Consider the following 13,009-nt stretch of genomic DNA (forward strand, 5'->3'; position numbering starts at 1 on the left):
CGCCCGTCCCGTCGCTCTTGACCCGGACCTTGACGTTGTAATCCACCACGCGCTTGACGGGGACGAGGACCTTCATGGCTTGCATTCCTTTTCCAGTATTCAAGAGACCGCGCCCAGACCATATTTCCCGGTCAAGAGCGCACCCGTGGTGAAACGCTCAATCGAATACGGGGCGAGCGGGACATCCGTGGGCAGTGCCAAGGCCTCTTGGGCGAGTATCCGACCGACCGTGGGCGACAGCTTGAAGCCGTGTCCGGAGAATCCATAGCCGACGATCAAGCCTTCCACCCCGGGCATGCGTCCGAGAACGGGGTTCCAGTCGGGCGTCACGTCGTACACGCCGGTCCAGGACGAGGCCAGCCCCGCCGTGTCGTACGCTGGAAACCGCTCGGCGACTTGAGCCCCCACCTCAACGACATAGTCGAGGGACACGTCGCCTTGCGTGGCATCGGCTTGCACCAGACTCTCTCCAAGAACGCCTTCACTGACCAGCATCTGCTTGCCGCCATAGCTGCGGTAATAGAGCATTCCGGCCGAGGCCAGATCTTTGAAGACGGGCATGGCGGAGGTGTAAGGCGCCGTAGTGCACTCCAGCGCCAGGACCGCATGGCGCTCGGGAGTGACGAGGATTTCGCCCGGGATCCATCCGCTGAGTTCGCGCGCCCAGATGTTCTGCGTGCTGACCACCGTGCCGCAGAGAAAGTCGCCCTCCGTGGTGGAAACACCGATCACCCTGTCGCCCTGCTTCAGCAGGCCGGTCACATTCACGCCTTCGCGCAACTTCACACCTTTTTGCCGCGCGCTCTTGGCGAATGCCATGGCGGTCATCGTTGCATCCGCAAAGCCGGCATCGGGTTCGTAGCCGATCAGGGCCGCATCGTCGAAGGAGGCAATGGGGAGCAGTTCACGCGCCTGGGCGGGTGTCAAGTACTCCAGGCGAACCTGCTGGGCTTCTTGTTGCTGAAGGGAGGCGCGCAAGGGTTCCAGCTTGTCGCCTTCCGAAGCGCTGATCATGTAGCCACAACGCACGATGCCGCACGATGCCTCCTCGTCTTCGACATAGGCGGCAAAATCGTTGAAGACACTCCATGAGCGCCGTGCCAGTTCCACGTTCTCCCGAACCGAATAGTGTGTTCGCAAGATGCCGGAAGACTGGGACGTGGTGCCGGCGCCGACGGCGACGCGGTCCAGGAGCAGCACGCTTTTCGCGCCGAAGTGGGCCAAGTGAAATGCCACGGAGGTGCCGATCACGCCACCCCCAATCACGATCACGTCGAATTTTTCCAAGAGATGCTCCTGTATTGAGTCAACAGGAGTGTTCTCGCTTTGAGCCTGATCACCGCCAACATAAGCAGCGGCGATGCTGAAATCAAGCGAAGCAGCAGCCCGGGGTTGGCCTCAACTGTCCCCTTGCGGGGGCGTCCAGAGCACGTTGCTGCCAAGTCCCAGGGCGGTGCCGATGGCCAGCGAGATCTGCCGCTGCACAGCAACCCGCACGAGATCCTTCACCTCTATCGGCAAAGAACCGAGCTCGCCCTGACGGTAAGCAAGGTAGAAGGCCCTGGTCAGATCCGGATAGGGCCGCCCTTGCCGGGAGAAGGCCGACAGTGGCAGAACACGCAGGGAAGGTATGAAGTGCCGCGATTGCCATAGACACAGTGGTGTCGTGAGCGCAAAGCCCACGCCGCTTTCCACCAGGCTCAGCAGTGGATCCGTGGCGTCGAATTCGCAGGTCCGCTCCATGGCATCACCGGTGTGCTGCAGGTACTCGTCGATCTGCTGTCCGATCAGCGAGCGGGCGCTGTATCGAATGAACTGCAGGTGTCGGCTCAGATCGAGCAAGGTTCCGAGGGAATCGACATCAAAGGTCGAAGGAAGCACCACGTAGTAACGTTCGCTGAACAGCTGGGTGCGCGAAATGCCTGGCGCCGAGCCCAAAGCGGTGGTGATGGCCAAGTCAAGCTGCCTGCTGTCGATCAGCCTCTCAAGGTCTGGCGTGATGCCAGACCACAGGCGGATCTGGTGCGAAGTACCGGACAGCGCCTTGATCAGCAGGGGGCCGATCGTGGCCGCGATGGAATCCACGCAGCCGAAGCGCACCACCATCCGCTTCGCGCGGCTGACGTTGCGCACGCTCTCCAGCATCTGGTCCGCTTGCGTGAGGACATCCTTGGCACCTTCGTAGAGGCGTTGGCCTGCGGCGGTGGGCTGGGCCGGCCTGGTGGAGCGATCGAGGAGGGCCGTCGTCAGGAAGCCCTCCAGCTGCTTGATGTGCTGAGATACCGCGGCCTGAGAAATGTGGAGCCGTCGGGCGGCGTCGGAAATGCTTCCCGACTCCACCACCGCGACCCAGCTTTTCAGCAACGCCCAGTCTGGTCGGGCCTGCTCATCGAATGGATTCATTTGAAGGGACTTTGCTACCGGCTAGTGTAGTCCGCCCCTTCGGCGCGCTCCCTGGCAGCTTCTCCAATGCCCGCAGCGCGCCTTCCACGCTGGCTTGAACCACTGGCCTCAGTTTTCGAGCTCGCTCAGCTTGCCACTCGAACGGCGCGGCTTCGTCCATGTAGAGCGATTTGCACATCTCCAGCTGAATCGCATGCACACCAACTGTCGGATTGCCATAGCGGCGGGTAATGAATCCTCCCTTGAACCGACCATTGACCACCCAGGAACAATCTGTGGCGCGCACGGCAGCCACTGCGCCAGCCAGAACCGAATCTTCGCAGCTCTCGCCATCCGCCGTGCCAAAGTTGAGGTCCGGCAATCTGCCAGAGAACAGCCTGGGCAATTCACTGGCAATGGAATGCGCCTCCCAGAGCAGGATATGCCCATGACGGTGCTGCAGTCGCGCAATTTCCTCCGCCAACACGCGATGGTAGGGTCGCCAGTAGGCTTCGATGCGCCTACCCACTTCCCCATCGGATGGCTCGCTTCCAGGCCGATACAGCGGTTCGCCGGTGAACGTTTCAGTAGGACAGAGCGTCGTCGTGACAAGGCCCGGATAGAGAGACTCTCCCGTGGCGGGGCGGTTGAGGTCGATCACGTATCGCGACACGGTCGCCTGCAGCACGGTGGCGCCAATATCTGCTGCGAAGTCGTACAGCTTGTCGAGATGCCAATCGGTATCGGCCAGGGAAGAAGCTTCCTCTGTGTAACCGCCGCAAAGGTCTTCGGGTATGGTCCGACCGAGGTGCGGAATGGACACCAGAATGGGGCCATCGCGGCGCACCAGTTCAAACGGATGGGACATGGTCGATCGATTCCTTATGTGAATTGGGGTTCTTGTCGATCCGTAGTGGGCTGGATGCGGGCCAACAGAAATCGACTCTCGGTCTGGGCATGCCTGAAACGGATGGCCCCGGCGGATGCGCTGAAAAACACGTAGTCACCCGCACCAAGGCTCGAAGCGGAGACTTGCTGGCCATCGCAAAGCACCGAGCCTTCGATGCAAAGCGCCATGCAGATGCCCCCGTATGGTGCGGTGGTGATCGTCTCTTTCTCCACCACCACGTCCGCCTCGGCACGGCCGATGCGAGTCATGACGTTGAAGACCCTCACCGGTCCCGCGTTGCGCGTGGCTTGCCAGGGCTTCCCTCCGTCATAGGATCGGCAGCGCATGGGATGCAGCTTGAGGACTTCGGTGCCGGTTCGCAGTTCAAGGCCTTGGCCCCCAATGACCACCGAATGGCGCGTCTGCCCGGAAAAGATGGAGAAAGCGCCGTCCGTGACCACGTCGGCGACGCTGATCCTCCAGCAACTCGCGCTGGCAAGTTCTCGCGTCACGCCGCCACCGTTCAACCAGGGCCGGGGTTGAACATGGTGCAGTTGTCGAAACAGGAGGGGAGGAGCGCAGTGCATGGCTCTTCGCATCATCCGCGCTCCAGCGCCGGCGCGGGCAGCATTACGTTCACTTCTAATTAGCATCAGAGCAGGCGCATGTAGCACGGTGCTTGCTTGTCACATCCTACATTTCGCCGACTGGTTGCGCACCCTGCAACCAGGTTGCATTTTCCCCAACCGAAGGACTCCCATGACACTCCTGCGATATCTAGTTGCGGTCTGCGCGCTTTCTCTGTCTTCATGGGCCATGGCCGCCGACCCCGCCAAGCCTCTCGAGATCACCGCGGTGACCCAGGTCGGGCCGCTGTTCCCCCAGTTCACGAAGGTGGACATCCCGATTCTTCGTGACCAGTTGCAAGCTCAGTCAGGAGGGAAGATCCGGGTGAAGCTTTACTCCTACCCGGAGATGAATGTGGGAGGACCTGAAGTCCTCCGACTGGTGCGCTCAGGTCAGATCGATATCGCTGCGGTCACGCTTGCCACCGCCTCAGGAGATGTACCGCTGCTCGATGGCTTTGACCTGCCGGGTCTGAACAACAACATCGCGCAAGCTCGAAAGGTCGCCGACGCACTGGCTCCTTACGCTGATGAGCGCCTGCGCCGTCTCGGTGTGAAGCTGGTGGCCACGTACACCTATACGCCTCAGATGCTGTTCTGCAACCGTCCCGTTACCGGGCTCTCAAGCCTGCGGGGCATGAAAGTCCGGGTGGCAGGCCCTGCATTGGGCGCGCTGGTGGAGTCCTTCGGCGGACAGCCAGTTTCACTGGCGTTCGGCGAGGTCTACACCGCCCTGGAACGCAAGACCGTGGACTGCGCGATCACGGGGGTGGGCTCGGGCAACAGCGCGAAGTGGACCGAAGTGGCGACGAGCCTGCACACACGCATCATCTCGGGCGCCACCGCCGGCTACCTGGTCAATCTCTCCTGGTGGACCAAGCTCGACCCGGCCTTGAGGACCATGATCGAAGACACCATGCTGAAGGTGCAAGAGGCCCAGTGGAAGCTTGCCGCGGAGGCCACTCAAGATGGCATCGACTGCAATGCAGGCATTGCCGCCACGTGTCAGATCCATACGCTTGCCTCCCGCCCGATGACGACTGTTCCCTCGAACCCGGCGGACGACGCAGCGGTGAAGGCCGCCCTCTCCAGCCGCATCTTGCCGGAGTGGGTGAAGCGCTGCGGCGCCAACTGCGGCGAGATTTTCAACCGCGTCGTTTCGCCCATCTCCGGCGTGACGTACGCACCCTGACGGCAAGAAACGATCATGTTGCGCTTGACGGGCACCCTGGGCCAGCGGCAAGTTGCCGCTCTGGCTCTGTTCATGAGCCGGGTTGCGGGGTGGCTGTATGTCGCCTGCGCGGTGATGATCGTCTTTGACGTTGTCGCACGCAACATCTTCAACTTTTCCACCCAGGCCACCGTGGAGCTTTCAGGCTATGCGCTGGGATGCGGCATCGCATGGGGTCTGGCGGGTGCCTTCGTGGCACGCATGCACGTGCGGGTCGACATGCTGCTTGAGAAGCTGCCGCGTTTCCCCCGTGCCTGGTTGCATCTGATGGCGCTCACGCTGCTCATGGGCTTCCTGATCATGATCACGTACGGCGCCTTCGCGCTGGCCTACGACTCGTGGGAACTTGACGCACACGACATGAGCGCACTGCGCATTCCGCTCTGGCTGCCGCAGGCAATTTTCGGATTGGGCATCTTTGTCTTCCTCGTGGCGATCCTGCTGGCTCTGAGTGACGTGATAGGCCACCTGTCCCGGGGTGACATTGACGCAGTCAATCTGCAGATGAGGCAGAAGAGCGCGGCCGAAGAGGCTGCCGAAGCGATCGAGGCATCCCACTCGGTCCAAAACCCTTCGACGAAAGATCCCGCATGCTAGCCCTCGCCATCCTGGTTGTGATCATGGCAGCCTTGTTGCTGTCAGGGGCAGCGCTCACCGTCCCGATTGCTGGCGCGTTCCTTTTCATCGGAGCGTTCGCATTCTTCTTCGCCGCAGGCGTCCATATCGCCGCAGCCCTTGGCGCCCTCGGCCTTCTTTTCGGGTTCCTGTATCTCGACCGTCCATTCTGGAATTTTCTGGGAGAGATGGTCTGGGGTCCCTCGACGAACTTCGTCCTCGTGGCAGTGCCACTGTTCATCCTGATGGGGGAGATCATGCTGCGCGCGGGACTCTCGGACAGGCTCTACAGGTGTCTGGCTCTGTGGACCGGGAGACTGCCGGGCGGCTTGCTGCACACCAACGTGGTGGCTTCGGGCGTGTTCTCCGCCATTTCCGGCTCCAGCGTGGCCACGGCCGCCACGATGGGTTCGGTCGCATTGCCCCACTTCGCTCGCAGCAACTACTCACCGCGCTGGGTGCTGGGTTCCTTGGCTGCCGGCGGTGCGCTGGGCAACCTGATTCCCCCTGGCATCACTTTCATCCTGTATGGACTGATCACGGAGACATCCGTCGGCGCCTTGTACAAAGCTGCGATTGGGCCCAGCCTTCTCGTTGTCACACTTTTTCTCTTGATCATCGCCATCCACGGAATCCGATCTCCGCAGCGCATGGAGACACCACCCAGCTGGAAAGAAAAGATTCACTCACTGCTCGATCTGGTGCCCACGATCATCCTGATTGTCCTGGTGCTGGGATCCATCTACGCAGGATGGGCCACACCAACCGAATCGGCCGCCCTGGGCGTGGTCGGGGCCTTGGTGATTGCATTGATCTCGCGTCGCCTCGACATGAAGATGATCAATGAGTCTGCCATCGCCACATCCCACGTCACGGCCATGGTGGGACTGATCCTTTTCGGCGCCTACGTCTTGAACTACGTGCTGACGCACCTCGGCGTGCCGCGCGCGGCCTCCGAGATGTTCAAGGACCTGCCCATGGAGCCTTGGGTCGTGATGCTTCTGATCATGGGCTTTTACATCGCGATGGGCACCTTCATGGAAGGTCTCTCCATGATCATCGCAACCACGCCCGTGATCTTTCCGATCGTGATGGCGCTGGGTTACGACCCGGTGTGGTTTGGCATCGTTGTCACGATGGCGGTGGAGATTGCGCTCATCAGCCCACCCGACGGCACAGTCCTCTACGTGCTTCAAGGGATGCGCAAGGACCGCGGCTCGCTCGGCGATGTATTCGCTGGCGTGATGCCATTCCTTCTGGTTTACATCCTGGCGATGGTTCTCTTGCTGGTCTTCCCCCAAATTGCGCTCTACATTCCGGAACTGCTCAAGTGACAAAAGAAACTCTCCTGGACATGACGACGGCTGAGTGGCTGGCGGCGCAGGTCACCGATCTGTCGGCAGAAGAAGTCACCGAGCCCACCTTTCACGCTGCTCGACGTTGCTTGATCGACGCGTTGGGATGCGCGGCGGCTGGTCACAACGAACCCGCCGTTCGGAGTGCGCTTCAATGGGCAAGGCAAACCTATGCGACGGGACCGAGCACGGTCTGGTTCGCGGAAGACAGCCTCACGCCAGTGGGTGCGGCATTCGTCAATGCCACTGCAGCATCCATCCTGGATCTTGACGACGGTCACCGGGCCGCCGCCGGTCACCCTGGCGCTGCCATCATTCCTGCGGCACTCGCCCAGGGCCAGGCCCAGGGTGCCTCGCTGAGGGATATCCTCTTGGCCATCATCGTTGGCTACGAAGCGGGTGTCCGCTGCGCCGTCCTGCGCACACAGGCGGCTCAAGCCACTGTCGCAACAGGGCGGTGGTCGGCCGTCGGCGTGGCAGCGACCGTCGCCAAGCTGAGAGGCTTCGATGGGGAACGAACCCGACACGCGTTGACCATCGCAGAAGCTCATGCACCCAATCTGCTGGCAGCAGACCATTCCGGATTCCAGGGCGGTTACATCAAGGAAGGCATCCCCTGGTCGGTGGTGGCGGGCTTCGCCGCGGCGGACCTCGCCGGACATGGATTCAAGGGCTACGATGCTTCGTTCTCCAACCCTGCGATGTACCGGGGCCGTGCACCTGGCGATGACCCAAAGCGGCTTCTGATCGAGACCACTTACTACAAGCGCTACGCCTGCTGCCGATGGACGCACAGCGCGGTGGATGCAGCAATCGAGTTGAATGCTGGACGGCCCCCTACTGCGCGGATCGACCGGATCGTCATCGAGACCTTTGAACGCGCGTTCTCTTTACCGAACCATGTCCAGCCAGCGGATGTGATCTCGGCCCAGTTCAGCCTGCCTTTCGTGGTGGCCGCTGGTTTGGTTCGCGGCAGCCATGCGCTGATGCCCATGGACGCGGTCATGCTCTCGGACCCGGAGATCATCGGTCTGGCGGAACGCATTCAAATCACGGTAGATGACGAGCTGGAACGCATGTTCCCCGCCAAAGTCCCTGCCCGCGTGCGCATCGAATGGTCGGACGGCTCGAGAGAACTCTTGGTGGTTTCTCCGCTGGGGGATCACGACCATCCCCTGTCGGATCGGGCCTTGATGGAAAAAGCACTGCACCTGGCCAACTGCAACGGCGTCGAGACCCTGTCCACGGCACTACTGGAAGAAATTCTTGCAGGCGAAAGTCGAGCAGAAACGGTGCTCCAGGCCCTTCGCTCCGAGGAAAAAGAGTCCGCATGAAGTCCGTTGCAAATGTCGTACTTCCATCGAAGCAGACACATTTGATGCCAGCACAACCAGGTGAAACCGGACAGGCCAAGAGCATCACCCACGCGCTGAGGACTTTGTTGATTCTGGCCGATGCTCGCAAGCCACTGGGCGCCACTGAAATCGCCAACGAACTCGGTCTGCACAAGAGTTCCGCTTCGCGCATTCTTGCCACCTTGCGCGCGGAGAAATTCGTTGACCGCGAGCCAGATTCCGGCCGCTATCAGATTGGTCTGGGCATCCTCTCTCTGGCGGGCGCAGTGCTGTCCAAGTACCGGCTGCCATCCAACGCCCGGCAACTGCTCGAACTTCTGGCAGAACAAACCGGTGACACGGTAACCGTCAGTGGCTGGAACGGCCACGATGCCGTCAATGTCGACCAGATACTGGGCAGCCGCTCCATCACCCACCACTCACCGCCGGGCCGGGTGAATCCCGTGCACTGCACGGCGACAGGGAAGGTCTTTCTCGCCCATTCGGCGGCAGCGGATATCCAACAGGTGTTGCAGGGGCCACTGACGCGTTACACGGAAAAGACCGTGATCTCGAGGCGGCTCCTGATGAAAGAGCTGGAAGCCGTGAGAACGAAGGGCTATGCAGTGGCCAATGGCGAGTTCCTTGAGGACGTCGCCTCCATCGCCTCACCGGTTTTAGACGCCAACGGCGTCATTTCGTATGTGATCGCCCTCACCCTCCCCACATCCCGTTTCGTTCCCGCGCACCGTCAAGAGCTTGCCGATCGTCTGCTCGAGGTGGCGCGCGAGCTTTCGACGCGGAACGGATTCAAACCCTAGCTTGGAGCATCTGATGCGTATTGGCAGTGACATTGGCGGCACGTTCACGGATATCGTGACTGCCACAGGAGATGGACGGTTCTTTGTGACCAAAGTCCCATCCACCCCTCCGGATTTTGCAACGGGGCTGGTGCATGGGGTGGAGACCGGGCTCAGGAGTGCGAGCGGGCAGCCAGACGAAGTTGCAGAGGTGCTGCATGCCTGCACGGTCGCAACCAATGCGATCCTTGAGCACCGTGGTGCGCTCACGGGCTTGTTCACCACGAAGGGATTCCGCGACGTGCTTGAGTTGCGTCGCATCCGCGTCCCCAAGCTCTACGATCCCCAGTACGAGCGGCCCGAGCCCCTTGTGTCGCGCGAGCTGCGCTTTGAGCTGGAAGAACGCATGGCCGCAGATGGTTCGGTGCTCCAGAGTCTCAGCGACGACGAAATCGCGCGCGCCATCACCCTGTGCAAAACCCACTCGCTCGAAGCGGTAGCGGTGTGCTTCATCAATTCTTATCGCAACGCGGAAAACGAGCGGCGCCTTGGCGACGCCCTGCGTCGTGCGCTGCCCGGCGTCTATGTTTCGCTATCGGTCGACGTGCTGCCCGAGATGCGTGAGTACGAGCGCACCAGCACCACTGTCATCAATTCCTATGTCGGACCTCCGGTCAGCAAGTATCTTTCGAAAACTCGCGAGACCTTGCAGGGACGCGGCATCCATGCGCCTCTGGTTCTCATGCAATCCAGCGGCGGCGTGGCTTCTGCGCAGGAAATCGAGAAGTTGCCGGCACAGATCATTGAATGCGGCCCGGCTGCAGGTGTCGTCGGCGCCGCCAAGCTGGCGGCGGCGGTGGGCATTTCGGACGTGATTGCCTTCGACATGGGCGGCACCACGGCAAAAGCCTCACTCATCGAGAAAGGTCGCCTGTTCCTCTCCGATACCTATGAGGTGGGCAGCGAACAGTCGTTTGGTGGCGTCATGGCCGGAGGGGCGGGATACGCCTTGCGGCTTCCCGTGATCGACATTGCGGAGGTCGGCGCCGGAGGCGGCAGTCTGGTTGCCATCGACAAGGCAGGTGCCATCCAGGTGGGACCCAAGAGCGCGGGCGCAGTGCCGGGCCCTGCCTGCTATGGAAAGGGAAATACGCAACCCACCGTGACCGACGCCAATGTGGCACTCGGATACATCGGTGCGCTGGCGGGAGGCACGCTCCCCATCGATCCCGATCTCGCTCGGGACGCGATTCAGAAAGCGGTGGTGGATCGAATCGGCGGAACGATTGAGGACGCCGCGCATGGCATACGGCAGGTTGCCAATGCACGAATGGCTCGAGCCATCAAGTCGGTCAGCACTTACAAGGGCCGAGATCCACGCCACTGCGTGCTGGTCTGCTACGGCGGCAATGGTGGCGTGCATGGGCCTGACCTTGCTCGACTGATGCAGATCAAGGAGGTTCTGATACCGCCTGCGGCGGGGGTGTTCAGTGCTCTTGGCCTGCTCTGCGCAGACATGGAGGCAGCAAGGATGGTGCCGGTGAACGCCAGCATCGCCAGTCTCGATAGCAAAATGCTGCGGCTGCTGATTGAAGATGGCCGGTCAGCGCTGGTCGCCAGTTCCACTTCGTTGCTGGTTGGTGGCGACCTGGATGCTTTCGCCATGATGAGATACGAGGGCCAGTTGTTCGAGCTCGCCGTGCAAATTCCCGAGAAGGCCTACGAAGGTCATCTGGAAGCGTTGGCCACCGCGTTCGAGGAGGAGCATGAAAAGACCTACGGACATCGCCCACACCAGCAGCATCCCGTGGAGATCACTTCGATCCGGGTCACGCTTCGACGCCCATCGAAGTCGCCGATTCGTGAGGCGCTGGCCGCACTGGAACTGAGTGTGGAAGTCAACCCCGATCGCAGGTGCTACTTCGGTTCAGGGTTTGGCTGGATCGAGACGCCTGTCGTGAGCCGAGGCAAGGTCGGGCGCGACCCACAGACCGGTCCACTCATCGTTCAGGACGTGGATGGCACGACCGTCGTGCCGCCGGACGCTTCGGTCTATCGAGACGAGTTGAACAACCTTCGGATCAATTTCAAGTGAGCACAGCCATGTCAAAAGTCGACCCCTATCTCCTCGAAGTTCTGCGCAGCGCATTCGACACGATCGCGGACAACCTGGCGATCACGGTCATGCGCACTGCGTACTCGGAAATCGTGCGCGAATCGCTCGATTTCTCCACTGCGCTGTGCGACAGGGAGGGCATGACATTGGCGCAAGGCGTCTGCACACCGATGCACCTTGGTAGTTTCCACGACGCCATGGTGAATCTGCGACGCGTCAAGGAAGGTGACATTTTCCCGGGCGACGTATTCATCTTCAATGACCCGTTTCTGGCCGCTGGGCAACACTTGCCCGACATCTATGTGCTGGCACCCGTGTTCGTCGACGACGCCATTGAAGGCTGGGCGACCACACTGGCCCACCACTCCGACGTAGGTGGCATCGTGGCAGGCAGCAATGCACTTGGAGCCACCGAGGTGTTCCAGGAAGGCTTGCGACTTCCCATCCTGAAGCTCTACAACCGGGGCGTCCCGAACGAATCCGTCTGGAGCATCATCGAAGCCAACGTTCGCACGCCCAGACTGGTGTTTGGCGACCTGCACGCCCAGGTAGCCGCATGCACCAACGGGGTACGCGAATTCTCCGAACTGATCGAGCGATACGGCTTGGAGACCATTCGCGCCGCAGGCAAGGCCCTGCACGAGCATGCAGAGAAGCTTGTGCGCGCCGAACTGGCAGAGTTCCCCCAAGGGGAGTATTGCTTCGTCGACCATATCGATGGCTTGGGTGAGAACCCCTCACCGGTGACCTTTTCGGTCAAAGTCACCTTCACCGGAGACGGTGTGGTCGTTGACTGGTCTGGCACATCGCCTCAAGTGGCCGGCGGAATCAATTCGACCTTCCCCTTCACCAAGTCCTGCGCGTACGCAGCGATCCGCAGCGTGCTTCGCCAGAACGTGCCCAACTGCCATGGCTTCACCGTCCCGATCGAGGTGCGCGCGCCCGAAGGTTCCGTGGTGAAGCCACTTTTCCCAGCGCCAACGGGCGCACGTGGCATCACAGGCTACCGGATGCTGGACTGCCTGATGGGCGCCCTGGCTCAGGCCGTTCCCGACCGCGTGACGGCCGACGGAAGTGGCGGCTCTTCGCTGCCGACCTTTGCCGGCACCATCGACGGAAAGCAATTTGTCTTCTGCGAAACGCTGATGGGTACATCGGGCGCGTGCGATGCGCACGATGGCCAGGAAGGCGTGGCGCACATTGGTGCCAACCAGGCCAATGTGCCCATTGAATTGATCGAGGCTCGCTACCCGCTGCGAGTCGAGGAGTATGGTCTGGTGCAGGACTCGGGCGGCCCGGGCCGCTTGCGCGGTGGTATGTCCATCAAGCGCAGCTATCGGATCCTGTGTGACAACGCAACCCTTAACATTCGATCCGACAAACGGGCCCACCCTCCGCACGGCCTCTTCGGAGGTCTTGCCGGAGGCGGATCGATGACATGGATTCACCGCGACCTGGAACGCATTCCGGTCCCTGCTCTTCCACTGGCCCCCCTGGATTTGCGCAAAGGTGACCTGGTTGAACATGTGATGCCCGGAGGTGGCGGCTGGGGAGATCCCAAGCAACGATCAGAGGGGGACATCGTCCGGGACTTGCAACAACAACGGATATCCCCGGCGGCGGCGGAAAAGATCTATCGCGGAAAGTAGCAGACCCAGCCG

Annotated in this window: 11 protein-coding genes and 1 pseudogene; 7 read left to right on the forward strand and 5 right to left on the reverse strand. The window is 61.3% G+C overall.

Going from position 1 to position 13,009, the window contains the following annotated elements; genetic code table 11:
• From ACTIF6_RS25240 to ACTIF6_RS25260, 5 genes and pseudogenes are all read right to left on the reverse strand, one after another.
• Positions 1-76 (reverse strand): annotated as a pseudogene (locus ACTIF6_RS25240) (electron transfer flavoprotein subunit beta/FixA family protein); the annotation flags it as partial.
• Positions 77-99: 23 nt separating this feature from the next.
• The gene (locus tag ACTIF6_RS25245) at positions 100-1,287 is read right to left on the reverse strand and encodes an NAD(P)/FAD-dependent oxidoreductase (RefSeq protein ID WP_439590484.1); all 1,188 of its coding nucleotides are present in this window, start codon (positions 1,285-1,287) and stop codon (positions 100-102) included.
• 111 nt (positions 1,288-1,398) lie between these two features.
• Entirely contained in the window at positions 1,399-2,403 is a 1,005-nt protein-coding gene (locus tag ACTIF6_RS25250; protein WP_439590485.1) for a LysR family transcriptional regulator, read from the reverse strand.
• A complete protein-coding gene (hutG, locus tag ACTIF6_RS25255) occupies positions 2,387-3,250 on the reverse strand; it encodes an N-formylglutamate deformylase (RefSeq protein ID WP_439590486.1) in 864 nt (287 codons plus the stop codon). Before hutG ends, ACTIF6_RS25250 begins: the two co-directional genes overlap by 17 nt.
• Positions 3,251-3,264: 14 nt before the next feature.
• Positions 3,265-3,873, reverse strand: coding sequence for a HutD/Ves family protein (locus tag ACTIF6_RS25260; RefSeq protein ID WP_439590487.1), 609 nt, complete (start codon positions 3,871-3,873; stop codon positions 3,265-3,267).
• A gap of 214 nt (positions 3,874-4,087) precedes the next feature.
• Between ACTIF6_RS25260 and ACTIF6_RS25265 the strand changes: the two genes are divergently transcribed.
• From ACTIF6_RS25265 to ACTIF6_RS25295, 7 genes are read left to right on the forward strand one after another with little or no spacing between them, the layout of a single operon-like run.
• Positions 4,088-5,089, forward strand: a complete 1,002-nt coding sequence (locus tag ACTIF6_RS25265; protein WP_439590488.1) for a TRAP transporter substrate-binding protein — start codon at positions 4,088-4,090, stop codon at positions 5,087-5,089.
• A 15-nt stretch (positions 5,090-5,104) separates the two neighbouring features.
• The gene (locus ACTIF6_RS25270; RefSeq protein WP_439590489.1) at positions 5,105-5,725 is read left to right on the forward strand and encodes a TRAP transporter small permease subunit; all 621 of its coding nucleotides are present in this window, start codon (positions 5,105-5,107) and stop codon (positions 5,723-5,725) included.
• Positions 5,719-7,077: a TRAP transporter large permease gene (locus ACTIF6_RS25275; RefSeq protein ID WP_439590490.1), complete on the forward strand. Its 1,359-nt coding sequence runs from the start codon at positions 5,719-5,721 to the stop codon at positions 7,075-7,077. Before ACTIF6_RS25270 ends, ACTIF6_RS25275 begins: the two co-directional genes overlap by 7 nt.
• A 20-nt stretch (positions 7,078-7,097) precedes the next feature.
• The gene (locus tag ACTIF6_RS25280; protein WP_439590491.1) at positions 7,098-8,432 is read left to right on the forward strand and encodes an MmgE/PrpD family protein; all 1,335 of its coding nucleotides are present in this window, start codon (positions 7,098-7,100) and stop codon (positions 8,430-8,432) included.
• On the forward strand, positions 8,429-9,253 hold the full coding sequence (locus ACTIF6_RS25285; RefSeq protein ID WP_439590492.1) for an IclR family transcriptional regulator: 825 nt from the start codon (positions 8,429-8,431) through the stop codon (positions 9,251-9,253). The genes ACTIF6_RS25280 and ACTIF6_RS25285 overlap by 4 nt, the downstream gene beginning before the upstream one ends.
• Positions 9,254-9,266: 13 nt before the next feature.
• Complete coding sequence (locus tag ACTIF6_RS25290) at positions 9,267-11,327, forward strand: hydantoinase/oxoprolinase family protein (RefSeq protein WP_439590493.1); 2,061 nt, start codon at positions 9,267-9,269, stop codon at positions 11,325-11,327.
• An 8-nt stretch (positions 11,328-11,335) separates the two neighbouring features.
• Positions 11,336-12,997 (forward strand): hydantoinase B/oxoprolinase family protein, encoded by a 1,662-nt coding sequence (locus ACTIF6_RS25295; RefSeq protein WP_439590494.1) that lies wholly within the window; start codon positions 11,336-11,338, stop codon positions 12,995-12,997.
• The last annotated feature ends 12 nt before the right edge of the window (positions 12,998-13,009 follow it).

The sequence above is a fragment of the Hydrogenophaga sp. genome (assembly GCF_051860785.1).
Classification (GTDB): domain Bacteria; phylum Pseudomonadota; class Gammaproteobacteria; order Burkholderiales; family Burkholderiaceae_C; genus Hydrogenophaga.